General features: G+C 53.3%; 22 protein-coding genes. 17 read left to right on the top strand and 5 right to left on the bottom strand.

Features of this window, described 5'->3' with window-relative positions; all coding sequences use genetic code 11:
* Nucleotides 1-113 precede the first annotated feature (113 nt).
* A complete protein-coding gene (locus ACK13D_RS19150; RefSeq protein ID WP_031591888.1) occupies nt 114-1,298 on the top strand; it encodes a NupC/NupG family nucleoside CNT transporter in 1,185 nt (394 codons plus the stop codon).
* Nucleotides 1,299-1,336: 38 nt separating this feature from the next.
* Here ACK13D_RS19150 and ACK13D_RS19145 read toward each other — a convergent pair whose 3' ends face one another.
* Nucleotides 1,337-1,762, bottom strand: a complete 426-nt coding sequence (locus ACK13D_RS19145; RefSeq protein WP_010672099.1) for a DUF3574 domain-containing protein — start codon at nt 1,760-1,762, stop codon at nt 1,337-1,339.
* Between the two features lie 156 nt (nt 1,763-1,918).
* Between ACK13D_RS19145 and ACK13D_RS19140 the strand changes: the two genes are divergently transcribed.
* The 9 genes from ACK13D_RS19140 to ACK13D_RS19100 all read left to right on the top strand — a co-directional run bounded on the left by ACK13D_RS19140 (nt 1,919) and on the right by ACK13D_RS19100 (nt 10,397).
* Nucleotides 1,919-2,782, top strand: coding sequence for a YicC/YloC family endoribonuclease (locus ACK13D_RS19140; RefSeq protein WP_010258384.1), 864 nt, complete (start codon nt 1,919-1,921; stop codon nt 2,780-2,782).
* 449 nt (nt 2,783-3,231) lie between these two features.
* Complete coding sequence (locus ACK13D_RS19135; protein WP_163799706.1) at nt 3,232-4,044, top strand: DUF3289 family protein; 813 nt, start codon at nt 3,232-3,234, stop codon at nt 4,042-4,044.
* Nucleotides 4,044-4,532, top strand: a complete 489-nt coding sequence (locus ACK13D_RS19130; protein ID WP_346550639.1) for a DUF943 family protein — start codon at nt 4,044-4,046, stop codon at nt 4,530-4,532. Before ACK13D_RS19135 ends, ACK13D_RS19130 begins: the two co-directional genes overlap by 1 nt.
* A gap of 555 nt (nt 4,533-5,087) precedes the next feature.
* Entirely contained in the window at nt 5,088-6,011 is a 924-nt protein-coding gene (gene lpxP, locus ACK13D_RS19125) for a kdo(2)-lipid IV(A) palmitoleoyltransferase (RefSeq protein WP_022624898.1), read from the top strand.
* Nucleotides 6,012-6,245: 234 nt separating this feature from the next.
* On the top strand, nt 6,246-7,388 hold the full coding sequence (locus ACK13D_RS19120; RefSeq protein ID WP_061902121.1) for an alanine racemase: 1,143 nt from the start codon (nt 6,246-6,248) through the stop codon (nt 7,386-7,388).
* A 136-nt stretch (nt 7,389-7,524) separates the two neighbouring features.
* Complete coding sequence (locus tag ACK13D_RS19115) at nt 7,525-7,920, top strand: hypothetical protein (RefSeq protein ID WP_010258391.1); 396 nt, start codon at nt 7,525-7,527, stop codon at nt 7,918-7,920.
* Between the two features lie 434 nt (nt 7,921-8,354).
* Nucleotides 8,355-8,555: a hypothetical protein gene (locus ACK13D_RS19110; protein WP_010258393.1), complete on the top strand. Its 201-nt coding sequence runs from the start codon at nt 8,355-8,357 to the stop codon at nt 8,553-8,555.
* A gap of 146 nt (nt 8,556-8,701) precedes the next feature.
* Entirely contained in the window at nt 8,702-9,346 is a 645-nt protein-coding gene (locus ACK13D_RS19105) for an oligosaccharide flippase family protein (protein WP_010258395.1), read from the top strand.
* A gap of 433 nt (nt 9,347-9,779) precedes the next feature.
* Nucleotides 9,780-10,397 carry a trimeric intracellular cation channel family protein gene (locus ACK13D_RS19100; protein ID WP_010258398.1) on the top strand — a complete coding sequence of 206 codons (618 nt, stop codon included), beginning with the start codon at nt 9,780-9,782 and terminating at the stop codon, nt 10,395-10,397.
* Here the strand turns inward: ACK13D_RS19100 and ligB are convergent.
* On the bottom strand, nt 10,335-12,086 hold the full coding sequence (gene ligB / locus ACK13D_RS19095) for an NAD-dependent DNA ligase LigB (protein ID WP_346550638.1): 1,752 nt from the start codon (nt 12,084-12,086) through the stop codon (nt 10,335-10,337). The two genes, ACK13D_RS19100 and ligB, sit on opposite strands and share 63 nt — an antisense overlap.
* Before the next feature lie 239 nt (nt 12,087-12,325).
* On the opposite strand from ligB, the gene gmk reads away from it, so the two are divergent.
* The 7 genes from gmk to ACK13D_RS19060 all read left to right on the top strand — a co-directional run bounded on the left by gmk (nt 12,326) and on the right by ACK13D_RS19060 (nt 21,460).
* A complete protein-coding gene (gene gmk / locus ACK13D_RS19090) occupies nt 12,326-12,949 on the top strand; it encodes a guanylate kinase (RefSeq protein ID WP_010258405.1) in 624 nt (207 codons plus the stop codon).
* A 54-nt stretch (nt 12,950-13,003) separates the two neighbouring features.
* Nucleotides 13,004-13,279 (top strand): DNA-directed RNA polymerase subunit omega, encoded by a 276-nt coding sequence (gene rpoZ / locus ACK13D_RS19085; RefSeq protein WP_003851346.1) that lies wholly within the window; start codon nt 13,004-13,006, stop codon nt 13,277-13,279.
* A gap of 20 nt (nt 13,280-13,299) precedes the next feature.
* Nucleotides 13,300-15,408: a bifunctional GTP diphosphokinase/guanosine-3',5'-bis pyrophosphate 3'-pyrophosphohydrolase gene (gene spoT / locus ACK13D_RS19080; RefSeq protein ID WP_010258411.1), complete on the top strand. Its 2,109-nt coding sequence runs from the start codon at nt 13,300-13,302 to the stop codon at nt 15,406-15,408.
* Between the two features lie 2 nt (nt 15,409-15,410).
* Nucleotides 15,411-16,109 carry a tRNA (guanosine(18)-2'-O)-methyltransferase TrmH gene (gene trmH, locus ACK13D_RS19075; RefSeq protein WP_010258414.1) on the top strand — a complete coding sequence of 233 codons (699 nt, stop codon included), beginning with the start codon at nt 15,411-15,413 and terminating at the stop codon, nt 16,107-16,109.
* Nucleotides 16,106-18,184, top strand: a complete 2,079-nt coding sequence (gene recG / locus ACK13D_RS19070; RefSeq protein ID WP_022624892.1) for an ATP-dependent DNA helicase RecG — start codon at nt 16,106-16,108, stop codon at nt 18,182-18,184. Before trmH ends, recG begins: the two co-directional genes overlap by 4 nt.
* Before the next feature lie 104 nt (nt 18,185-18,288).
* Nucleotides 18,289-19,662 carry a nucleobase:cation symporter-2 family protein gene (locus ACK13D_RS19065; protein WP_010258420.1) on the top strand — a complete coding sequence of 458 codons (1,374 nt, stop codon included), beginning with the start codon at nt 18,289-18,291 and terminating at the stop codon, nt 19,660-19,662.
* Nucleotides 19,663-19,780: 118 nt separating this feature from the next.
* Nucleotides 19,781-21,460: an AsmA family protein gene (locus tag ACK13D_RS19060; protein ID WP_033766530.1), complete on the top strand. Its 1,680-nt coding sequence runs from the start codon at nt 19,781-19,783 to the stop codon at nt 21,458-21,460.
* A gap of 34 nt (nt 21,461-21,494) precedes the next feature.
* On the opposite strand, the gene fabY is transcribed toward ACK13D_RS19060, so the two are convergent.
* From fabY to ACK13D_RS19045, 3 genes are read right to left on the bottom strand one after another with little or no spacing between them, the layout of a single operon-like run.
* Complete coding sequence (gene fabY / locus ACK13D_RS19055) at nt 21,495-22,442, bottom strand: fatty acid biosynthesis protein FabY (protein WP_010258423.1); 948 nt, start codon at nt 22,440-22,442, stop codon at nt 21,495-21,497.
* A 56-nt stretch (nt 22,443-22,498) separates the two neighbouring features.
* Entirely contained in the window at nt 22,499-22,936 is a 438-nt protein-coding gene (dtd, locus tag ACK13D_RS19050; RefSeq protein ID WP_418796988.1) for a D-aminoacyl-tRNA deacylase, read from the bottom strand.
* Entirely contained in the window at nt 22,933-23,802 is an 870-nt protein-coding gene (locus ACK13D_RS19045) for a virulence factor BrkB family protein (protein WP_010672108.1), read from the bottom strand. The genes dtd and ACK13D_RS19045 overlap by 4 nt, the downstream gene beginning before the upstream one ends.
* Between the last annotated feature and the right edge of the window lies 1 nt (nt 23,803).

The raw sequence follows: 23,803 nt of genomic DNA, 5'->3' as shown, positions 1-23,803 counted from the left end.
ATACGGACTTCCTTGTCCGCTGTCTCTTACGCTGGTCTGACGCAGGCATCAGATGAAATTCCCCGCCAGCTGTGGCTAAATGCGCGTTCCTTTCTCTCTGATAAAAAAGACATATGGCCGCCATTCTTCATTTCCTGCTGGCGCTGGTGGTGATCTTCGCCCTTGCGCTGCTGGTCAGTCATGACCGTAAACAGATTCGCCTGCGCTTTATTATTCAACTGATTGTGGTGGAAGCCGCGCTGGGTTGGTTCTTCCTTCACTCTGCCGGAGGTCTGGCGCTGGTCGGTTCGTTCGCCGGTTTCTTTGAGACGCTGCTGGGTTTTGCCGCACAAGGCACGGAGTTCGTGTTTGGCGGAATGAGCAAACAGGGGCTGGCATTTATCTTCCTTGGCGTGCTCTGCCCGATTGTCTTTATTTCGGCACTGATCGGCATATTGCAGCACTGGCGCATCCTGCCGCTGCTGATCCGTATTTTCGGGACGCTGCTGTCGAAGATTAACGGCATGGGCAAGCTGGAGTCGTTCAACGCCGTCAGCACGCTGATTCTTGGGCAGTCGGAAAACTTCATCGCTTATAAAGGGATTCTGGGTGATATCCCGCCGCGCCGGCTCTACACCATGGCAGCGACCGCGATGTCTACCGTTTCGCTGTCGATTGTCGGTGCTTATATGTCGATGATCGAACCGAAGTATGTGGTTGCGGCACTGCTGCTTAACATGTTCAGCACCTTTATTATCCTGTCGATCATCAACCCGATGAAAAGCCAGGATGAGCAGCCTATCGCGCTGGATAAACTGCATGAAGAGCAGAGCTTCTTTGAGATGCTGGGCGAATACATCCTGGCAGGCTTCAAAGTCGCGATGATTATTCTGGCCATGCTGATTGGCTTTATTGCGCTGATTGCTGCCGTCAACGCGCTGTTTGCGGCGGTGTTCGGCTACAGCTTCCAGCAACTGCTCGGCTACCTGTTCTATCCTCTGGCCTGGCTGATTGGCATTCCCAAAGCCGATGCCCTGCAGGCGGCCAGCATCATGGCAACCAAACTGGTGGCGAATGAGTTTGTGGCGATGATTGAACTGCAGAAAGTCGCGGCGGGCATGAGTGCGCGTGGGCTGGGTATTCTGTCGGTGTTCCTGGTCTCGTTCGCTAACTTTGCCTCTATCGGCATTGTGGCAGGCGCAATAAAAGGACTGAATGAGAAACAGGGAAATGTGGTTTCCCGTTTTGGCTGGAAGCTGGTCTATGGCTCCACGCTGGTCAGTCTGCTCTCCGCAGCCTTTGCCGGTCTGTTTATCTGATTATTCAACGGGCGGCAATTCTGCCGCCCGCTTTCGCCTTAGAATCCGACGCAGACGGGTGCATCCACCCGCATAACCGACTCCTGACCAAACCGTTTTTTATAGAGGCTGCGTAACGCCTCAATATCAACGTTGGTGGCGGGGTCGATCCCGTGGATCAGCATCAACGCCTTACTGTTCTCCCGTGCCAGCTGACCGTTCTCGCCCAGCCATTGCCCTTTGGCATCATAGACCGACAGGCCCGCTTTAAACCGTGGCGTGACCTCATTATCCACGAAGTTCATCCAGTCGAGTGAACTCACCCTGCCGCCATCAGGCTTGCTCAGTCCAAACCACAACGTGGTCTGCATCATCATGTCGCCACCCGCACAGATAGGTTGCGGTTTAGTGGGCGGCGAGTGGCGTGCCTGGCAACCTGCCAGCAGCAGAGCCATCACAACAGGAAGGGCAATAACGCGAGACATAGATCAGTCATCCTCACAAAGGGTCAATGGTCATCATAAGTGGCTGTCGCTGAAAGCGGAAATGGTTCGTTATTTTCCTGTGCGACGCTTATGCCTGTTATGCCGTGGCTCGCCTCGCTATACTTCACCCATCTATCCGCAAATTGAGTACCGCTTATGATCCGCAGTATGACCGCTTATGCCCGCAGCGAAGCCAAAGGCGAATGGGGCAGCGCCGCCTGGGAGCTGCGTTCCGTGAACCAGCGTTATCTGGAAACCTACATCCGCCTGCCGGAACAGTTTCGTGGGCTGGAGCCGGTTATCCGCGAGCGCATTCGCCAGCGTCTGACGCGCGGTAAAATTGAGTGCAACCTCCGTTATGATGCCGATCCCAGCGCACAGGGCGAACTGATGCTCAACGAAACGCTGGCGAAACAGCTGGTGCAGGCTGCCAACTGGGTAAAAATGCAGAGCGACGAAGGCGCGATTAATCCGCTGGATATTCTGCGCTGGCCGGGTGTGATGTCTGCGCAGGAACAGGATCTGGATGCCATCAACACCCAGTTGTTGCAGGCACTGGATGGTGCGCTTGATGACTTTATTGCGGCACGCGAAAGCGAAGGTACCGCCCTGAAAGCGATGATTGAGCAGCGTCTGGAAGGCGTCTCGCAGGAAGTCAGCAAAGTGCGTGCGCAGATGCCTGAGGTGATCAAATGGCAGCGTGAGCGGCTGGTCGCCAAACTGGAAGATGCTGAAGTCCAGCTGGAAAACAATCGCCTTGAGCAGGAACTGGTGATGATGGCGCAGCGTGTTGACGTTTCTGAAGAGCTGGATCGTCTGGATGCGCACGTTAAAGAGACTTACAACATCCTGAAAAAGAAAGAAGCAGTTGGCCGCCGTCTCGACTTTATGATGCAGGAGTTCAATCGTGAGTCGAACACGCTGGCTTCGAAGTCGATCAACGCCGAAATCACCACGTCAGCCATTGAACTGAAGGTGCTGATTGAGCAGATGCGCGAGCAGATTCAGAATATCGAGTAAGTTTTCACACCTGCACAGAACATCCCACAAGCCCATGTTAAATGGGCTTTTTTACTTTTCCATGATGCCCATATTCCCCTGTCAAAGTTCACTGGTTTTGGGAGTAAAGTGGGGAACTCGTCTGCTTAACCAGCTATAAATGAATAGTCAGAATGGTGTAGTCCTGAGTCAGGTTTAACAGGTCAGTTATATGGGTAACATTTTTTCCTGTGAGGTCAGGGATAGTCATTGGTCATAATAAAAGGTGGGACTTACACGCCTTCACTTTTCCGACCATGCCGTTTAGTATTACATCAGTCTGCTTAATACCTGCGACTGGTAGTTATATGAACAGGGCTGTAACAAAGAAGCATTGGATTTTACAGATATGTCGATATTAAAATAATTTAGCATTCGATTAATTACATGATTTTTTCAGGATGAAACATTAATATCACAAGGATGTCATCATGCCAGCATTGAAGTTTCCTGCCACCATTTTTCAAACGAAGCACAAGTTTAACGATTACAGCACTGATGATATGAAGTGTGGAGATTTTACTGAAAAACACCTGAGAAGTAATTTAGGCCTGGATGATGTTTCAAATGTCGTCGATCCCTGGACTGGAAAGGAAGTATCAATATTTAACGCCTTCCAGGATACCCGTCGAAAATCCAGAACGGAAATGGCTGAACTTCTTTTCAATGAGTTTCTTCGCCTTTCTATGCCTGCATATTACCTTGGGCAACATCAAATATTCAACAATCTCGTAAAGCATCTTTATCACGGTAACGGAAAAAGCTATTCCAGTCCCTTTCTTGATAGTGCATATAAGACGCTAATATTAGATGGTCAAACATCGCCACTCTCACCACTTACAGTAATCAAATCTTCATTAGATAAAATTATTGTTGATGGACAAAAAAGCTTATCAGTTACAGATAAAGATTTAATAACACAAGCTATAGGCAATTCTATACTTCCTAAGTTTAACCGTTGGGCTGACAGTTTCAATGGATTAGGTATGTCGATACATGATATTCATGCTACAAACATACTGATAAACCAGCTCGATATAACTGATAATGGTTATATCGCAAAAATAACTTTTACAGGGCAAGATCATTTCGGTCTCGATAAAACTGACATCCAGAATCCTAAATTTCATTTTATCAGAGCCTTTCGTATATGGTTTATCCTTCAAAGATGGGAATATTTTGCTTTTAAGCCTTTTTTAACCAATATGAAAGCTGAGTTTGAAATAAATAGCAGGAGAAACTAATGCGAATTAAAAAGATTATTATTTTTATTGTGGCATTGGCATTGTTACTATTGTTTTACGTAAGCTTCTTTAGTTCTCCAAAGGTGCTTGCAATTCATGGTTCTGAAGCTAATAAAGAATTATTAGTTAAAAATATCCCTTTCACTGATAGCGATAAAATCGAGTGGTGGGATAATAATGGAGTTAAAACCATCTCTTCCCCTGAAACTTACAATGTTTCAATCTGGAAGTTTGATGGGAAGTATCAAAAGCGCGCTCCCAGGAACTCAGGTGTTTTTCCAGACCATGATACTGATTACTTATTATGCTTCGACGACATGAAAACAGAAGAAAATTGTATAGACAAGTCAACCTGGATCATGGAAATCACTAAGACAAAGGATGGTTACACTTACTACCGTCTTGATGGCGAGTCTTACTATCGAAAACCTTCTGGTGAACTGGTCAAAGGTGAAAGATTTACGACAACCATCAAGCCAGTAAGCTGATGAGCTTGTAGCTATGCTCATTGGATAGTGGATTGATGGGCAGAATAGTAAACCGTCATAAAAATCAAAGTAAACCATTAATTTTTATAGGTTTTAATTAAAGTTACCATTTGGATTCAGAATATCGGGTAATATCCACTCACCAAAGCGCTCGCAGTGGCGCTTTGTTCCCCTCTCAGGCGCTGTCAGCACTTAAAGAGTTAGCTCCTTCCGCGAATTGATCGCTTTTTCAGCGCGGCCAGCATCAGAATCAGGTAAAGATAAATAAATAATCATTTCCAGACTGTTCCTGAAACGGCCTCGCTTACAATTAAAGCTTCTCCCAGACCAAGATTAACTAGTTGAAAAATAATAATTTTATCGGATTAATGTATTTTTATAGCCGGTTTTGCTGCATATCCATGAAACAGGTCAATCCTGTCGACTCCTGACTTTACCTTTATTTGAAGGCACTTTTTGATAAAATGTTGGTCGAAATCAGTACAGCTGTACCGCCTTAAGACTCATGGAAGTGCTCTTTGTGCGATGCATCCCTCTATCCCATGAAGGTTGTTAATGAAAAACACCGGAAAATTTAGCAGTTCGCTGCTGCATCCGCGTTATTGGTTTACCTGGTTTGGCCTTGGCGTACTCTGGCTGCTGGTCCAGCTCCCCTATCCTGTTCTTATGCGTCTCGGTGCCGGTGCCGGCAAAATCTCTCGCCATTTCCTGCAGCGCCGCGAGCGTATTACCCGTCGTAACATCGAACTCTGCTTTCCGGGCATCAGCGAAGAAAAAACAGAACATATGATTGCCGGCAATTTCGCGTCGCTTGGGATGGCGCTGGCTGAAACCGGTATTGCCTGGTTCTGGTCTGACCGTGCGGTAAGACGTCTGTTTAAAGTGTCGGGAATGGAAAACCTGCATGCCGCGCAGAAAGAAAAGCGAGGCGTGATGCTGATTGGTGTACATTTCATGTCACTGGAGCTGGGCGGCCGCATCAGCGGACTCTGTCAGCCAATGATGGCGATGTATCGCCCACACAATAACCAGGCGATGGAGTATGTGCAGACTAAAGGCCGGATGCGCTCAAATAAAGCGATGATCGACCGTCGTGATCTACGCGGTATGGTTAATGCCCTGAAACAGGGTGAATCGGTCTGGTTTGCGCCTGACCAGGATTACGGCCCTAAAGGCAGCACCTTTGCGCCGCTGTTTGCGGTGGAAAAAGCCGCCACGACTAACGGGACTTTTGTTCTGTCGCGTCTGGCGAAGCCAGCGATGGTGCCAATTATGCTGATTCGTAATCCAGGAAATGATGGCTACCATTTGATCATCGAACCGATGCTGGAAAATTATCCTCATACGGACGAGGCTGCTGCTGCTGCTTATATGAACAAAGTGATCGAAAATCAGATCCTTCGCGCACCCGAACAGTATCTTTGGCTGCATCGTCGCTTCAAAACCCGGCCACCGGGTGAAAAGTCGCTCTACGTCTGAGTTAACTGATAAAGCAGGCCTCGTGCCTGCTTTGTTGTTTTAATCCGCTGAACGACATCTGCTTTACGTCCACTCTCTCATCCCCGTTTGCTGTGCTCTCATACTGCCTCTGCCGTTATAGCTACCCCTGCAGTTTCTGCTGTTCAGCACACCTGTCTGCTTCCGGCAGGCTGGTATCAAAGAGATAATTAAGGAATGATGAATCCCCTTACCTCGTCAGTGCCGGACAATCTTATGGATATCAACGATACACAGCAGTGGCAGCGTCCGCTGATTGATGATCGCCTTACGCCCTATATTGAAGTGGATGCAGAGCGCCTGGAGCAGAACCTGCAGCATATGCAGCGCAAAGCCAGTGCGGCAGGCGTCGCGTTGCGACCCCATATCAAAACGCATAAAAGCGTCTGGATTGCGCAGCGTCAGATCGCGTCCGGTGCACAGGGTGTTACCGTCTCTAAGCCCAGCGAAGGCATCAGCTTTATTCAGGGCGGTGTTCGTGATCTGCTATTAGCCTACCCGATTGTGCAACCGCAAAGCGTGGCTGAATTGCTGCGCCACGCCGTGCTTCATCAGGCAAAGCTCACCCTGATTGCGGACAGACTGCAGGGCGTGGCGGCTATTGCTGATGCCTGCCAGCAGCAACCGGAATGCGACCTGGCGGTAGCGATTAAGGTTGATGTTGGATTACATCGGATAGGTGTCAATCCTGATACAGATGAAGCGGTGCTGATTGCTCAGGCGCTGCAGGACAAAGGGTTACGCTTTGCCGGATTAGTGTCACATGCTGGCCACGCTTATGGTGCCGGGAATGCCGCGGCCATTGCGGATGTCGCCCGGCAGGAAACGGCATTGATGCAGCGAGTACAGGCAAAACTGCAGGCGGCTGGTTTTACCGACTGCCCTCTCTCTGTAGGTTCAACGCCTACGGCGCTGGCAGCAGAGATTGCACCCTGCATTAATGAAATCCGGCCAGGAAACTATGCACTACTGGACCTTACCGCCTGCCGTCTCGGATTAAGTCACGTCGATCAGCTGGCAATGAGCGTCATTACCCGTGTCGTGGCGGTGAACGATCATTTCGCGATTGTGGATGCCGGGTCAAAAATGCTGAGTTCGGATAAAGGGCCACACGGCACCAATGCCAGCGGCTTTGGTGTGGCAGCCGACGAAGCGGGTCAGACTTATGAAGTGACAAAATTATCTGAGGAGCACGGTTTTCTGCTTTATCAGGATCGCCGCCCTGAAGTCGGCACGCTGCTGCGTATTTTCCCTAATCACAGTTGTGCCGTGATGGCGCAGTCGGACGGCTTTGTTCTGCGGCACGCTAACGGCCATAGCGAAGATCATGTGGTTTCTGCGCGCGGCAATTTCATCTGAGTCAGTGGCAGACAGCATCATCCGTTGTCTGCCATTTGTACGAAACCCTTTCAACACCACACTTCTGCTGTTACAACGTTTTAACAAGCCTGACCACATGCTTTAATGCCTTTTTAGCTTATTCACCGGAGGTTACATGCTCTCCTCTCGCACTCTGAGCCTGACGATTCCACGTCACTGGTTAGATCTTTATGAAACCATCTGGAAGCCAGAGTTTTTCCCAAAGTGGGCTTCCGGGCTGACGCACAGTGCGTTAGAACCCGATGGCAATCGCTGGCGTGCTAAAGGCCCCCAGGGCAATGTGAAGATCCGGTTCTCGCCACATAATCCGTTTGGGGTAATGGATCACTGGATTGATAGCGGCTCGGGAAAGGAGATCTACGTACCGATGCGCGTGATAGCAAACGAACAGGGCGCCGAGGTGATGGTAACGGTTTATCGCCAGCCATTTACTTCAGATGAGAAATTTAAGCAGGATATTGAATGGGTTAGCAACGATCTTGAGAAACTCAACCAGCTTCTTACACAATAAATCAATGACTTAGCGCGCCTTTTTCTCTGCATTTATCACTGGCCGTTAATGAAAAAAAATAGAAAAACTTTCGACGATAAAGCATAAAGCGCTTATCTGATTACTCATCATCCTTACGCATTTATCACCAACCCTGCTTAAGCATCGCTGCCAGGAAAAATCCTGGCAAAATCCTCTGAAAGGCAGGCGACCCCCTCTGATTTCGGGCCTCCTGGTTTGCCGCACAAACAATTTCTAACTGACCCATACATTAATCATTAACAATCGTTTATTAGCAATCTGCTGAGGATTTAATATTTATCATGCATAAAGTGAAACCATTTATTTCTGTGGTCACGTAATCAGACTTTTCTTATGGTGTTAAATTAAATAAAACAATGTATAAATCATTCCACACACAGCAATACCCATAATGATAAAGCAGGAAAAAAGTCATGGACCGCTCAACGTATCCTTTGTTATCAGAAAAAGAATGCGTTGAGATTGCCGCAAGGATGCTGGCAGGAGAATATAAAACTACAACAGGATTTATTCGTGATCTGGCGGAATTCTTATTCGCTGAAGGGAATTCCGCCATGACACGAAACAGCGATTTTACCAGGGATATCTTTTTTATCCAGGCATCATTTGATTGAATCCATAATAACATGGCAAGCCTGTAAAGCGTTTTCAGGACTTCGGCCGGAAAAATTGCACTAACAAACGGTGTTACAGCAACCTCTCCTTGCCGTTACACAACTATTTAATTCTCACAGAGTCGATGGACTCTAACGAGTATATTATGGCAATACGTGAAAGCAGTCTGAATGGCGCAAAATGGTCTCTGCTCTCTTCAATCAAAATTATTGGCATTGGCGTATTACAACTCTCGTTGCTGGCGCAGATTCTGCAGGCGAATGAGCTCAATCTGCTGGCGATCGCCGTGATAGCTTTACTGGCTATCGATACTCTGGCCGATCGGGGCTTCTCAAATACGCTGATCCGCCGCTCGATTCTCTCTATCAATGACCTCTCCACGATCTACTGGGGTAATATGTTGATGGGGGTCGCGGTGTTTGGTCTGTTATTTACTGGCAGCCATCTGCTGACCAGCCTTTTTGATCAGCCTGAACTGGCATTAATGCTGCAGATGGTCTCAGTGGTGTTTATTATCATCCCACAGGGTCAGCATTACCGTGCGATATTACAGCGCGAAAAACAATATACCCGTATCGCTTTTGCTGAAACCTCCTCGGTATTAGCCGGGCTTGCCGTCACCTTATTTACCGTATGGCTGACCCCTTCAGTATTGTGTGCGATCTGGGGTTACCTGGCGATGGCATCCATTCGTATGCTGATTTATTGCTACTACGGTCGTTCATGGTTCCAGCCGGAATACCGTTTTAGCCTGAATGCATTTTCTAAAATTCGTGCAAGAAACAAATAATAAAATAAGTCTGTATGGTGGGCTCTGAGCATCCGAAACGATGCGTTGGCGTGCTGTTAACCAGCACGCCTTTTCTTTTTATTTAGTCTGTCGCAATATTTACCTGATCGATTCTTTTCCCGCAGCATCCAGCCCTTTTTTATCTCCTGTATAAACTGGTTTTCGACCAGCGGCTATCTGGCGATCGTCGTCAGTTCACCGCCCGCCCTGGGTCGGAAAACCCCGCGCCGGAACGCGCAAACCCTCTGTACGTTGTTTCCTTTCAACTTTTTCAATCACCTGCCGCAGTCCCTTCGCAAAAAAGTCTTTCTATGATGACGCCAGCGCTGGCTGGTATAAACTGCGCTCATCCCGGACGCCGATCGCCAGAAAATCTTCGGCGCCGTCTCTCAAGCAATGCCGTAGTCTTGCCGCCGTCTTACTGGAGTCTGCTATGTTACTGACCGTTCTCTACATTATTGGTATTACTGCTGAAGCCATGACGGGTGCGCTGGCGGCGGGACGTCGCAAAATGGATCTGTTCGGTGTCATCATTATCGCGTCCGTGACCGCCATTGGTGGCGGTTCGGTGCGCGACATCCTGCTGGGTCACTATCCGCTGGGCTGGGTGAAACATCCCGAATACATCATGATTGTTGCAGCGGCGGCGGTAGTGACCACTTTCCTGGCCCCCCTGATGACGCATCTGCGCAAAGTGTTTCTGGTGCTCGATGCGTTAGGACTGGTGGTCTTTTCTATTATCGGCGCGCAGGTTGCGCTCGATTCAGGACACGCCATGATTATTGCCGCGATAAGTGCGGTCATTACCGGCGTCTTTGGCGGCGTACTGCGTGACATGTTCTGTAATCGCATTCCGCTGGTGTTTCAGAAGGAACTCTACGCCGGTATCGCTTTCGCCTCTGGCTGGATGTATATCCTGCTGCTGAAAACCACACTGGCGCATGAAGCGGTGATTATCATTACCCTGCTGTTCGGATTCTTCGCGCGTTTACTGGCGCTGCGCTTCCGTCTTGGTTTGCCGATTTTCAACTATCCCCATCCCGAGCATTGAGGATGCGGGAATTCCCTGCTGTCTCAGAAAAGCGATCAGCGCCTGCAGGCGGGCATCATGGAACTGCGCAACCAGGCGCTTTGCCAGCGCCGCACCGACACCCGGTAAAGCTTGCCAGTCCCTGACATCCCGCTGCGTTAAGCTCTCCCACTGCTGATCGGGCAGCGCATTGAGGGCCTTCCGCGGCAGTGAAACACCTAAGGCATCCACCCAGCGACGAAGCGGCTGCTGACGGGTGAGATTAAAACGGTGCCAGAGCTGACCCGCCCGCTCCCGAGAGAGGCCCGTTGCGGCGGCGATCTGTTCCGGTGTTAACGTCAGCCAGCCGAACAGGTGCGTCATACTGCCGGTTTCCAGTAAGTGCAGCCAGGTGCTGCGCTCAACGCCAGGAATATTCAGCACCGTTTTCTGACTGAGCCAGCGTAATTTTGCCAGTAGCTGCTTCTGGCATTCAGCGCTGAAGGTGTAACAACTCAGCGGCGTGTAGCGCGACGCGTCGGGAGGCTGAGGATAGTGCCGCTCTGCCACGCGCCAGATCACCCGCTCCAGCCGGGGAATGCCCTGGCCTGCCAGACTCAGTGTGATGACATCTCCCGCCACGATATCGCTCTCCTGCCAGCGACGCAGCGATCCAACATTGACCCGCCTGACCGTCTTATCATCCAGCTGTACCGGCTGCAGATTAAGTACCGCGGCTATCTTCCCGGTTCGGCCGACTGGAAAATCGACGGAGAGCACTTCAGCGCTGACTTCCGGAGGCTGATATTTCCAGGCAACGGCCCATGTTCCCTCTCCAGGCAGCCAGTTTTTGCCCGCAGGTCGCAGGCTCTGATGAACGACGACACCGTCAGTGACAAAGGGTAGCGCAGCATGAAACCAGCGCTCCCGCCACGCTGCAACCTCCTCTTCGTCTTTAACGCTGTGGCTCCATTTTGCGGCAACGCCCAGTCCCCATCGGCTGAGTTGCTGAAGGCGTTCCCTCATCGTGGCGGGGCCATCTGGCCAGGCCCAGATAAAAATATCGAGCGAGTCCAGCAGAGGAACCCGCTGCTTGCTCATCATGGCGCCAGCGACCTGTGAGCGCGCATTCCTGCCGCCATCAACCGCCTGCTGATGACCGGTCATCGACAGAAACAGCTCACCCTGCAGCACAACCTCTTCAAGTCCGGTCTCGATCTGCAGCGGAATCGCAGGGATCCAGGCGGCTTTAGCCAGCCACTCTTCACCGCGTAATCCATCACCACGACTCAACAGTGAAACCAGTCTGCCGTGGCGATAAACCAGGGAAACGGCAATGCCATCCACTTTCGGCTGCACCCAGAGATCGTGCCGCCCCTGCATCCAGTAAGCCAGGGCCAGCTTGTCGCGCATCTTTTTTACGCCCGTGTGGGCGACCGGATGCAGGTGCTCACCCTCACCCGGCAGTTGCGGTGCGTAAGCGGGCTGCGGAAGGTTAAAGCAGTGTTGCCAGTGATTCAGTCGCTGCTGCAGACTGTCATAATCTGCATCAGCCACCGGACTCTGCCCCTGACGATAGTAAGCATCATCCCAGTGCTGCAGCTGCTGTTGCAGACGACGGATCTCTTCTGTCGCCCGGGTGGGAGTCCAGACCGGACAAAGGGCGCTATGCGCAGGCCATAGGACGATCCACAGAGCAGCCGCAAACAGCGGCCAGCCGAATCCTTTCATGATCTCTCTCCTGACGTTTTGCAGCATTCAATACCAGTGCTTCAGCGTCAGCCAGAGGTGATGTTCAGCTATGGAAGGAATGCCGTCGCAATCAGGGGATAATTACAGTCGTCCGACAGAGATTTGCGCGAAGATGCGCAAAAGTTGGGTGTTGCCGCTGCGCAAACGCTGCGTGGCGGCGGGAAGCTGTGTATACTGTGCAGGAAATCGACTCCGCTTTTAATCAATTCAAGAAAACCATGGCTCAAGGCACGCTCTATATTGTTTCTGCTCCCAGCGGCGCAGGTAAATCCAGCCTGATTCAGGCGCTGTTAAAGACCCAGCCGTTGTATGATACGCAGGTCTCTGTTTCGCACACGACGCGCGGTATGCGTCCGGGTGAAACCCATGGCGAACATTACTTTTTTGTTGAGAAGCATGAATTTGAGCAGATGATCGCGGAAGAAGCTTTCCTCGAACATGCCAAAGTTTTCGACAACTATTACGGTACCTCGCGCCATGCTATTGAGCAGGTGCTGGCAACCGGCGTTGACGTGTTTCTCGACATCGACTGGCAGGGTGCGCAGCAAATTCGCACCAAAATGCCTGGCGCACGCAGCATCTTTGTTTTACCGCCTTCGAAAGAAGAGCTCGATCGCCGTCTGCGCGGTCGTGGCCAGGACAGCGAAGAGGTGATCACGCGTCGCATGGCTCAGGCGGTAGCGGAAATGAGCCACTACGCCGAGTATGACTATTTAATTGTGAATGATGATTTCGATCTGGCGCTGTCCGATCTGAAAACCATTATTCGCGCAGAACGTCTGCGTATGGCGCGTCAGAAGGCGCGTCACGATGCTTTAATCAGCAAACTGTTGGCAGTCTGAATACAGTTTCAGTATGATGCGCAGTCATTTCTTCATCTGTGGAGTAGCACACCTATGGCACGCGTAACCGTTCAGGACGCAGTAGAAAAAGTTGGTAATCGTTTTGACCTGGTGTTGGTCGCTGCACGTCGTGCACGTCAGATGCAGGTAGGCGGCAAAGATCCACTGGTTCCGGAAGAGAACGATAAACCTACCGTTATCGCCCTGCGCGAAATCGAAGAAGGTTTGGTCACCAATCAGATTTTAGATGTGCGTGATCGTCAGGAACAGCAAGAGCAGGAAGCCGCTGAGTTACAGGCCGTTACCGCTATCGCTGAAGGTCGTCGTTAACAGCCACCTGCAGGTCGCCCTTGTATCTGTTTGAAAGTCTCAATCAACTGATTGAAAAATACTTGCCAGAGGAGCAGATCAAGCGCCTCCAGCAAGCCTACCTTGTCGCACGTGATGCCCACGAGGGACAGACACGCTCCAGCGGTGAGCCTTATATCACCCATCCGGTTGCCGTGGCCTGTATTCTGGCGGAAATGAAGCTCGACCATGAAACTCTCATGGCCGCGCTGCTGCATGACGTGATCGAAGATACGCCTGCCACTTACCAGGACATGGAACAACTGTTCGGTAAAAGCGTGGCGGAACTGGTCGAAGGCGTTTCCAAGCTGGATAAGCTGAAATTCCGCGACAAGAAAGAAGCGCAGGCAGAGAACTTCCGCAAGATGATTATGGCGATGGTGCAGGATATCCGCGTCATTCTCATCAAGCTGGCTGACCGCACCCACAATATGCGCACTCTCGGCGCATTACGCCCGGACAAACGTCGCCGCATCGCGCTGGAAACGTTAGAGATTTACAGTCCGCTGGCGCACCGCCTGGGTATTCATCATCTTAAAACAGAGCTGGAAGAGCTCGGTTTTGAGGCCCTCTATCCGAACCGTTATCGGGTCATTAAAGAGGTGGTGAAAGCCGCGCGCGGTAATCGTAAAGAGATGATCCAGAAGATTCTTTCTGAGATCGACGGCCGTTTGCAGGAAGCGGGCATTCCCTGCCGCGTCAGCGGGCGTGAAAAGCATCTTTACTCGATTTACCGCAAAATGACGCTGAAAGAGCAGCGTTTTCACTCGATCATGGATATCTATGCCTTTCGCGTCATCGTGAAAGATCTGGATACCTGCTATCGCGTTCTGGGCCAGATGCACAGTTTGTATAAACCGCGTCCGGGCCGCGTCAAAGATTACATCGCCATCCCCAAAGCGAACGGCTATCAATCGCTCCATACCTCAATGATTGGTCCGCACGGCGTGCCGGTCGAAGTACAGATTCGCACCGAGGATATGGATCAGATGGCGGAAATGGGGGTCGCTGCGCACTGGGCTTATAAACAGGCGGGCGAAAGTGGCACCACCGCACAGATTCGCGCTCAGCGCTGGCTGCAAAGCCTGCTGGAACTGCAACAGAGTGCGGGCAGTTCGTTTGAATTTATTGAAAGCGTGAAGTCCGATCTCTTTCCCGATGAGATCTACGTCTTTACACCTGAAGGCCGTATTGTTGAACTGCCAACCGGTGCGACGCCGGTGGACTTCGCTTATGCGGTCCACACAGATATCGGCCATGCCTGCGTTGGCGCACGCGTTGACCGCCAGCCTTATCCGCTGTCGCAAACCCTGACCAGCGGTCAGACGATTGAGATCATCACCGCGCCTGGCGCCCGTCCTAACGCCGCCTGGCTCAACTTTGTCGTCAGCTCCAAAGCCCGCGCAAAAATTCGTCAGCTGCTAAAAAACCTCAAGCGCGAAGACTCCGTCAATCTGGGTCGCCGCCTGCTCAGCCATGCGCTGGGCGGCAGCCGTAAACTGGCTGAGATTCCGCCTGAGAATATCAGGCAGGAGCTGGATCGTATGAAGCTGACCTCGCTTGACGATCTGCTGGCAGAAATCGGTCTGGGCAATGCGATGAGCGTGGTGGTGGCAAAGAACCTGTTGCAGGCTGACAGCAACGCCATCAGCAGCAACAGCAAGCGCGGTAAACTGCCGATCAAAGGTGCAGATGGCGTGTTGATTACCTTCGCCAAATGCTGCCGTCCGATTCCCGGTGACCCGATTGTTGCCCATGTCAGTCCCGGCAAAGGGCTGGTGGTGCATCATGAATCCTGTCGGAATATTCGCGGCTACCAGAAAGAGCCCGAAAAATTCATGCCGGTCGAGTGGGATAAAGTCACCGAGCAGGAGTTCGTGGCGGAAATCAAAGTCGACATGTTTAACCATCAGGGCGCACTGGCTAACCTGACGGCGGCAATCAACACGGCCGGTTCCAATATTCAGAGCCTGAATACCGAAGAGCGTGATGGCCGCGTTTACAGCGCCTTTATCCGCCTGACCGCACGTGATCGCGTCCATCTGGCGAATATCATGCGTAAAATTCGCGTGATGCCGGATGTGATCAAAGTCCATCGTAACCGTAATTAGGCATGAACGATCAACGATTTGCCCGGATTCAGGCGATGCTGGCACTGCGCCAGCACGATCTCACGGTCTGTATGGAGCAGGTGCATAAACCGCACAATGTTTCCGCAGTGATCCGCACGGCGGACGCCGTCGGCATCCACGAAGTGCATGCCGTCTGGCCGAGCCAGCGGATGCGCACTCAGGCTTCCGCATCTGCCGGAAGCAACAGTTGGGTGAAAGTGGTCACCCATCCCACCATCGGCGATGCTGTAAAAAAGCTCAAACAACAGAAGATGCAGGTTTTAGCGACCCATCTCTCTGCCGATGCCGTGGATTTCCGTGAGATCGATTATACCCTTCCGACCTGCATCCTGATGGGCCAGGAAAAAACCGGCATCACCGAAGAAGCGCTGGCGCTGGCCGATCGGCAGATTGTGATTCCGATGGTGGGTATGGTGCAGTCGCTGAATGTCTCGGTTGCCTGCGCGCTGATCCTGTATGAAGCACAGCGGCAGCGGCAGAACGCGGGGTTGTACCTGCGCGACTACAGCCTGCTGGACGAAGATGAGCAGCAACGTCTGTTGTTCGAAGGCGGATTCCCGGTGCTGGCGCGGGTCGCAAAACAGAAAGGTTTACCCTATCCGCGCATCAATGCGCAGGGCGAAGTCGACGCCGATCCCAGCTGGTGGGCAACCATGCAATCGACCGGTAAAAGAAGATGAAAGGCCGTCTGCTGGATGCCATCCCGCTCAGTACCCTGACCGGCGTCGGTGCCAGCCAGGCGGCAAAGCTGGCCAAAATTGACCTGCATACCATTCAGGATCTCCTGCTTCATCTCCCGCTACGCTACGAAGATCGTACCCAACTTTATGCCATTGATGATCTGCTGCCCGGTATCTGGGCCACAGTAGAAGGTGAAGTGCTGCATACGGACATCACCTTTGGTCGCCGCCGGATGATGGTGTGCCAGATTAGCGATGGCAGCGGTGTACTGACGATGCGCTTCTTTAATTTCAATGCCGGAATGAAGAACAACCTGTCGCCGGGCCGGCGCGTCACCGCGTATGGTGAAATTAAACGCGGTCAGCGTGGCGCTGAGATTATCCATCCCGAATACCGGATCCAGGGCGAACAGAGCAATGTGACGCTGGAAGAGACCTTAACGCCGGTTTATCCCACCACCGAAGGTATTCGGCAGGCCACGCTGCGTAATCTCACCGATCAGGCACTGACGCTGCTGGAGAGCTGCCCGATTGCCGAACTGCTGCCGCAGGAACTGAGCGGCGGTTTAATCAGCCTGCCAGATGCGCTCCGCACGCTGCATCGTCCCCCACCCGATCTAAAACTCAGCGAGCTGGAGAGTGGTCGTCATCCGGCACAACGCAGATTGATTCTGGAAGAGCTGCTGGCGCACAACCTCAGCATGCTGGCGGTACGCGCCGGTGCTCAGCGCTATTACGCTTTACCGATGCTTCCCCGGCACAACCTTAGTGACCAGCTGCTGGCTGCGCTGCCCTTTTCACCGACCAATGCGCAGAAACGCGTGGTGGCGGAGATAGAGAAAGATCTGGCAAATGACTTTCCGATGATGCGGCTGGTGCAGGGTGACGTCGGCTCGGGTAAGACACTGGTCGCCGCGCTTTCTGCGCTGAACGTTATCGCACATGGTAAGCAGGTTGCCCTGATGGCGCCGACCGAACTGCTGGCTGAACAGCACGCCAGTAACTTCCGCCAGTGGTTTGCGCCGCTGGGCATTGAAGTGGGCTGGCTGGCCGGAAAACAGAAAGGCAAAGCCCGCCATGCACAGCAGGAAGCGATAGCCAGCGGTCAGGTGGCGATGGTGGTGGGCACACATGCTCTGTTTCAGGAGCAGGTGCAGTTCAACGGTCTGGCACTGGTCATTATTGATGAGCAGCACCGGTTCGGCGTCCACCAGCGACTGGCGCTGTGGGAGAAAGGTGAGGAGCAGGGCTTCCATCCGCATCAGCTGATCATGACCGCCACACCGATTCCGCGCACCCTGGCGATGACCGCTTATGCCGATCTCGATACCTCCACCATTGATGAGCTGCCGCCGGGACGTACACCGGTGACCACCGTGGCTATCCCCGATACCCGACGCGATGAGATTGTGGCGCGGGTTGAGCATGCCTGCCGCGAAGGGCGTCAGGCCTACTGGGTCTGCACCCTGATTGAAGAGTCAGAATTGCTGGAAGCACAGGCGGCAGAAGCCAGCTGGGAATCCCTGAAAACGGCGCTGCCCGACTTAAACATCGGGCTGGTGCATGGCCGGATGAAGCCTGCGGAAAAACAGGCGGTGATGCAGGCGTTTAAAGCGAATGAACTGCAGCTGCTGGTGGCGACGACTGTGATTGAGGTCGGCGTGGACGTGCCGAATGCCAGCCTGATGATCATCGAAAACCCGGAGCGGTTAGGGCTGGCGCAGCTGCATCAGCTGCGGGGCCGTGTGGGCCGTGGTGCCGTGGCATCACACTGTGTACTGCTCTACAAAGCGCCGCTGAGCAAGACGGCGCAGAAGCGTTTACAGGTGCTACGCGACAGCAATGACGGCTTCGTCATTGCCCAGTTCGATCTGGAGATTCGCGGGCCGGGTGAACTGCTGGGCACGCGTCAGACCGGCAATGCCGAATTTAAAGTGGCCGACCTGCTGCGCGATGCGGCGATGGTGCCCGAAGTTCAGCGTGTGGCGCGCCACATCCACCAGCACTATCCCGAACAGGCCAGCGCATTGATTGAACGCTGGCTGCCAGAGAACACCCGTTATACCAACGTCTGAATGATCCCCATCTGATTCGGCTTTTTTATCCCTGTCGGGCAAACGATTGCTTTTAGCCTGCGGATGATTACAATCGCCACATTATTTTTTGGGAAGAACAGAAGATGTCCACTAATCCGCAGCCAGAACAGCCTTCCGCCACGCAAAGCGAACTGATTTATCGTCTTGAAGATCGTCCTCCCCTGCCACAAACGCTGTTTGCCGCCGGTCAGCATCTGCTGGCGATGTTTGTCGCGGTCATTACCCCCGCGATTCTGATTTGTCAGGCGTTAGGGCTGCCCGCAGAGGATACCCGGCACGTGATCAGCATGTCGCTGTTTGCATCGGGTGTGGCATCACTGCTGCAAATCAAAACATGGGGGCCGGTGGGTTCGGGCCTGCTGTCAATTCAGGGCACCAGCTTCAACTTCGTTACGCCCTTGATTATGGGCGGCATGGCGCTAAAAAATGGCGGCGCTGACGTGCCCACCATGATGGCGGCGCTGTTTGGTACGCTGATGGTCGCCTCCTGTACCGAAATGGTGCTGTCACGCGTATTGCACCTGGCGCGCCGGATCATTACGCCGCTGGTTTCCGGTATCGTGGTGATGATTATCGGCCTGTCGCTGATTCAGGTAGGGCTGACCTCCATTGGAGGCGGTTTCAGCGCGATTAACGACCATACTTTTGGTGCGCCGAAAAATCTGATGCTGGCAGGGGCTGTGCTGCTGGTGATCGTGCTACTTAACCGGCAGAAGAACCCCTACCTGCGCGTTGCCTCCCTGGTCATTGCCATGGCGGTGGGCTATCTGCTGGCCTGGGCGATGGGCATGCTGCCTGCCGCCGGCATCCCCACCGATCAGCCGCTAATCGTGGTGCCGACCCCGCTCTATTACGGGCTGGGCTTCGACTGGAATCTGCTCATCCCGCTGATGCTGGTGTTTATGGTGACCTCTCTGGAGACTATCGGCGATATCACCGCCACCTCAGATGTGTCAGAGCAGCCGGTCAGCGGACCCCTCTATATGAAACGCCTGAAAGGCGGCGTGCTGGCGAATGGCCTCAACTCCTTTGTCTCCGCGCTGTTTAATACTTTCCCGAACTCCTGCTTCGGTCAGAACAATGGCGTAATCCAGTTGACCGGTGTTGCCAGCCGCTACGTGGGCTTTGTTGTCGCGCTGATGCTGATTGTGCTGGGGCTGTTCCCGGCGGTCAGCGGGCTGGTGCAGATGATCCCTGAACCGGTACTCGGCGGCGCCACCATTGTGATGTTCGGCACCATCGCAGCCTCGGGTGTCCGCATTGTGTCACGCGAGCCGCTTAACCGCCGCGCCATCATGATTATTGCGCTGTCGCTGGCGGTGGGCCTGGGCGTTTCCCAGCAGCCGCTGATCCTGCAGTTTGCGCCTGACTGGCTGAAAACCCTGCTCTCTTCCGGTATTGCGGCGGGCGGCATTACCGCTATCGTACTCAACCTGATTTTTCCGCCAGAGAAGTAAGGCCAGAGGCAGGCTTCGGCCTGCCTGCTAATTATTCGGATTTACATCCAGGCTGTTGAGCTGTAACGGTAATTCAGGCATAACAACCTCTCACCGGATTTAACTCGGGAAGGATGCTATGAAATTTATTGGAAAGTTTTTCCTCACCTTACTTTTGCTGCTGCTTTTCACCCTGGTCGTGATCTATGTTCTGTTGCAGACACAGTGGGGTGCAGGCTGGTTTAGCCGTTGGGTGAGTGACAAAACCGAATGGCATCTCTCCCTGAGTAAAATTGAACACAATTTCTCCTCTCCCTCTCACATCATTCTGGATGACTTCAGCTTTGGTCACGATGGACAGCCTGCAGTTCTGGTGGCGAAACGGGTCGATCTCGGTCTGGCACTGATTCAGTTCAGCGATCCGCTGCATTTCAGCAGCCTTGAGCTGCGCGACGGAGAAGTGAATCTGGCCAATCTGGCGCCAGGCAGCGCGCTACCGATTCAGGCCGATCGACTGCAACTCAACAATATGCGTATCGACAGCCCCAACAGCGCGTTACCGCTGTTTGCTCAGCAGGTTAATGGCGGCATTCTGCCGTGGAAACCCACTGCCCTTGATATGCTGGGCCGCGATGCCCGCTTCCAGATGAGCGCAGGCAGCATGACACTGAATAATGTGCCGGGTGAAAACGTACTGATCCAGGGCAGTGTCTCCCAGGGTCGGATGCGCTTTGACAATATTGGTGCCGACCTGGCGCGTGGCTCTATGACCGGCAACGGTGAGCGCGATGCCCAGGGCAACTGGAAAATTAATCAGCTGCGACTGAACGACATCCGTCTGCAGACCACCAGCAGCCTGAAAGATTTCCTGCATAGCCTGCAGGTTGTCCCCTCGATCGCTATTACGCGGCTCGACATGACCGATGCCCGCCTGCAGGGGCCTGACTGGGCGGTAACGGATCTGGATCTGACGCTGAGAAACGTTAACTGGCAGGGTGATGACTGGCAGAGTAACGATGGTTCGCTGGCGCTGAATGCCAGCAATTTTATCAACGGTGGATTCGAACTAAATGACCCCATCGTTAACCTGGACTTCTCACCGCAGGGCGTGGCGCTGACGCAGTTCAGTTCACGCTGGGCAAATGGGGTAATTCGGGCTGACGGTGACTGGTCGCGTAGCGATAAACGCCTGACACTGAAAAACCTGGCGGTGGCGGGACTGGAATACACTCTGCCGCAGGACTGGCGCGATCGCTGGCAGGCGACACTGCCCGCGTGGCTGGATAGCGTAGAGGTGACGCGCTTCACCTCTAACCGAAACCTGATTATCGACATCAATCCGGCTTTTCCCTTCCAGCTGACCTCACTGGATGGATCCGGTGAAAACCTGCTGCTGGCGCAGCAGCACCAGTGGGGGATCTGGTCGGGTAAGCTCAGCCTGAACGCGGCAGAATCAACCTTTAATCGCACCGACCTGCGTCATCCGTCGATTGCGCTGAGCGCTGACCAGCAGCAGATTCAGGTTACGGAGCTGAGTGCGTTCAGTAATAAGGGTCTGCTCGAAGGGACGGCCACCGTAGGCCAGCAGCCAGCCCGTCCGCTGACGCTGCAACTGACAGGTCGTGCTGTACCGGTGAATGTGTTGCAGAACTGGGGATGGCCCGCGTTGCCGTTAACCGGTGACAGTAATATGCAGCTGCAGCTGAACGGTGCATTAACCGCAAATCAGCCGCTGCGCCCGACGGTTAATGGCAGTTTGTCGGTGACAACCGACAGTCAGCAACTGCAGCAGACCATGCAGGCTGGCGAGGTACGTTAACAACAGATCAGGGCCGCCGAAGCGGCCCTGATGATTAGTTGATACGCGCGCCGGATCCCCCCTCTTCCAGCGGCCCATCAGGATCGGCGGGCAGGACGATATAGACCCCTTCAAACACAGCGCCACACTCATCATTGCCAAACAGCTCAACTTCGAGCTGCACACGCGCTTTACGTCCGCGCGCCAGGCGGTCGAGATCGCCGCTTAATGAGCCCAGATCGGCAATCGCGCCAGGCCGTCCGCTGATGGGGTGGCTATAGCGAATGTGCGCATCCGCCAGAATAATGGTGCCACCCAGATGACGCTCGCGCAGCAGCAACCAGATCAACCCCCAGCCGGTCAGCGTTGCCAGCGAAAACAGGCTGCCAGCGAACAGCGTCTGGTGTGGATTCTGGTTGCCCGCTTCCGGCATGGTGGTGATAAATTTTTGCCCGGTAAACTGCAGAATACGGACGCCCATCTTTTCGCTGAGCGGGATATGATCATACCAGGCCTGTTGCAGCTGACCGCACCAGTCGGCGCGATGCAGGATATCGTCAAGCGTGACGACCGGTTTGATCATCAGAAAGTGACGAACCGGCGTCGTCTGCGGCGCGGTAATCTCGCCCTGATTGATGTAGCCGAGTTTAGCGAAGAAAGCGACAGCATCTTCGCGGGCGCTGCAGGTGACCCGCTTAGCCCCTTCCTGACGCGCCACGGATTCCAGCGTCATCGCCACCAGAGTACCCAGTCCCTTGCCCTGAACCGAGGGATGAACGGCCATGAAGCGGATAGCGGCCTCATTGTCGGCATTAATATAGAGACGGCCGATGGCGACCGGATTTCCCTGCTCATCAACCACCATCTGATGATGCGCCAGCGCATCCCAGGCGTCACGTTCCGACCCCTGCGGCTGACGCAGAGGTTTACGCAACATCTCCCAGCGGAACTGATAATAGATATCCAGCTCTTCCGCCGTCTGTGGCACGCGAAGGTGATACATGTAATGTTTCTCCCGCTCGGATGTGTGGCCAGTTCCCTGCCGCTCAGCTGACGCTCTCACACCTGTAACCAGAACGTCACAGGACCATCATTCACCAGCGAGACCTGCATATCCGCAGCAAAACGGCCATTAGCCGTGGTGATGCCCTGCTTGCGACAGCAGTCGCTGAAATATTCATACAGCCGCTCGGCTTCAGCGGGCTCGGCGCCACCCGAAAAGGAGGGACGCATCCCTTTTTGGGTATCTGCGGCCAGCGTAAACTGTGACACCACCAGCAAGCTTCCGCCCGCCTGGCGAACACTCAGGTTCATTTTGCCCTGCTCATCACTAAAGATGCGATAGCCCAATACGCGTTCTGCGAGACGTTCCGCATGCGCGTTGTCATCGTCCTTTTCCACGCCCAGCAAAACCAGTAAACCGGCATCGATTTCACCGACCACTTCCTGATTGACGCTGACGCTGGCGCGCTGTACGCGTTGAATCAATGCAATCATGTTTCCTCGCGTTGCTCCTCTTTGTGTTGCTGCTTTAACTGCCGATAGTCGGCTAACGCAACGGTGATTTCAGCGCCTAACAACACAATACACCAGGTCCAGTAGACCCAGAGAAACAGAATGGGGATCACGGCCAGTACGCCGTAGATCAGCTGATAAGAGGGGAACATAGTAACATAGAGCGCAAAGCCCTTTTTGCCCAGCTCAAACAGCGCACCGGCAACCAGCGCGCCAATCAGCGCATCGCGCGGCGGCACTCGCTGGGTAGGAACGATGCTGTAGAGCAACCAGAAGGCGAGCCACGACAGCAGGAGCGGGAAAATACGCAGCATCTGATCGACCAGGCTGGTGACGCCTGTCGCGTTAATCCAGCGCAGCGACAGCAGATAGGAGCTGATCGCCAGACTGGCACCGGCCAGTAACGGGCCAAGTGTCAGGATCATCCAGTAGACCGCAAAGGAATAGACCATCGGCCGCTTCTTGTTGCTGCGCCAGATGGTGTTTAACGCGGTATCGACGGAATGCATCAGCAGTAAGGCGGTAACAATCAGGCCGACCGCTCCGACCGCCGTCATCCGGTTTACGTTAGCCACAAACTGCTCAAGATAGCGTTGCAGCGTGTTACCTGCAGCCGGCATCAGATTGGTAAAGACAAAGTGCTTCAACTGCACACTGATATCAGAGAAGACCGGAAACGCCGCAAACAGGGCAAACACCACCGCAATCAGCGGCACCAGCGCCAGCAATGAGACATAAGCCAGATTACCGGCCTGGGTCGTCATGCCATCCTCATCAATGCGTTTCCACAACAGTTTGAGCCACAACCAGAACGCATGCAGCCCGGGACGAAATTTACGTGACATCATG

Source organism: Pantoea sp. K16 (assembly GCF_048452805.1).
GTDB classification, from domain to species: Bacteria; Pseudomonadota; Gammaproteobacteria; order Enterobacterales; family Enterobacteriaceae; genus Pantoea; species Pantoea agglomerans.
Note: the sequence above shows the minus strand (reverse complement) of the source record. Positions and strands in the feature narration are given on the sequence as shown.

Bases quoted from the DNA above. Each gene is read 5' to 3' on its own strand.
- ACK13D_RS19110 (WP_010258393.1), top strand. From the start codon at position 8,355: ATGGACCGCTCAACGTATCCTTTGTTATCAGAAAAAGAATGCGTTGAG.
- ACK13D_RS19130 (WP_346550639.1), top strand. From the start codon at position 4,044: ATGCGAATTAAAAAGATTATTATTTTTATTGTGGCATTGGCATTGTTA.
- ACK13D_RS19140 (WP_010258384.1), top strand. From the start codon at position 1,919: ATGATCCGCAGTATGACCGCTTATGCCCGCAGCGAAGCCAAAGGCGAA.
- gmk (WP_010258405.1), top strand. From the start codon at position 12,326: ATGGCTCAAGGCACGCTCTATATTGTTTCTGCTCCCAGCGGCGCAGGT.
- lpxP (WP_022624898.1), top strand. From the start codon at position 5,088: ATGAAAAACACCGGAAAATTTAGCAGTTCGCTGCTGCATCCGCGTTAT.
- ACK13D_RS19120 (WP_061902121.1), top strand. From the start codon at position 6,246: ATGGATATCAACGATACACAGCAGTGGCAGCGTCCGCTGATTGATGAT.
- ACK13D_RS19115 (WP_010258391.1), top strand. From the start codon at position 7,525: ATGCTCTCCTCTCGCACTCTGAGCCTGACGATTCCACGTCACTGGTTA.
- dtd (WP_418796988.1), bottom strand. From the start codon at position 22,936: ATGATTGCATTGATTCAACGCGTACAGCGCGCCAGCGTCAGCGTCAAT.
- rpoZ (WP_003851346.1), top strand. From the start codon at position 13,004: ATGGCACGCGTAACCGTTCAGGACGCAGTAGAAAAAGTTGGTAATCGT.
- ACK13D_RS19065 (WP_010258420.1), top strand. From the start codon at position 18,289: ATGTCCACTAATCCGCAGCCAGAACAGCCTTCCGCCACGCAAAGCGAA.
- fabY (WP_010258423.1), bottom strand. From the start codon at position 22,442: ATGTATCACCTTCGCGTGCCACAGACGGCGGAAGAGCTGGATATCTAT.
- recG (WP_022624892.1), top strand. From the start codon at position 16,106: ATGAAAGGCCGTCTGCTGGATGCCATCCCGCTCAGTACCCTGACCGGC.
- ACK13D_RS19135 (WP_163799706.1), top strand. From the start codon at position 3,232: ATGCCAGCATTGAAGTTTCCTGCCACCATTTTTCAAACGAAGCACAAG.
- ACK13D_RS19100 (WP_010258398.1), top strand. From the start codon at position 9,780: ATGTTACTGACCGTTCTCTACATTATTGGTATTACTGCTGAAGCCATG.
- ACK13D_RS19105 (WP_010258395.1), top strand. From the start codon at position 8,702: ATGGCAATACGTGAAAGCAGTCTGAATGGCGCAAAATGGTCTCTGCTC.
- ACK13D_RS19060 (WP_033766530.1), top strand. From the start codon at position 19,781: ATGAAATTTATTGGAAAGTTTTTCCTCACCTTACTTTTGCTGCTGCTT.
- ACK13D_RS19045 (WP_010672108.1), bottom strand. From the start codon at position 23,802: ATGATGTCACGTAAATTTCGTCCCGGGCTGCATGCGTTCTGGTTGTGG.
- trmH (WP_010258414.1), top strand. From the start codon at position 15,411: ATGAACGATCAACGATTTGCCCGGATTCAGGCGATGCTGGCACTGCGC.
- ACK13D_RS19150 (WP_031591888.1), top strand. From the start codon at position 114: ATGGCCGCCATTCTTCATTTCCTGCTGGCGCTGGTGGTGATCTTCGCC.
- ACK13D_RS19145 (WP_010672099.1), bottom strand. From the start codon at position 1,762: ATGTCTCGCGTTATTGCCCTTCCTGTTGTGATGGCTCTGCTGCTGGCA.
- ligB (WP_346550638.1), bottom strand. From the start codon at position 12,086: ATGAAAGGATTCGGCTGGCCGCTGTTTGCGGCTGCTCTGTGGATCGTC.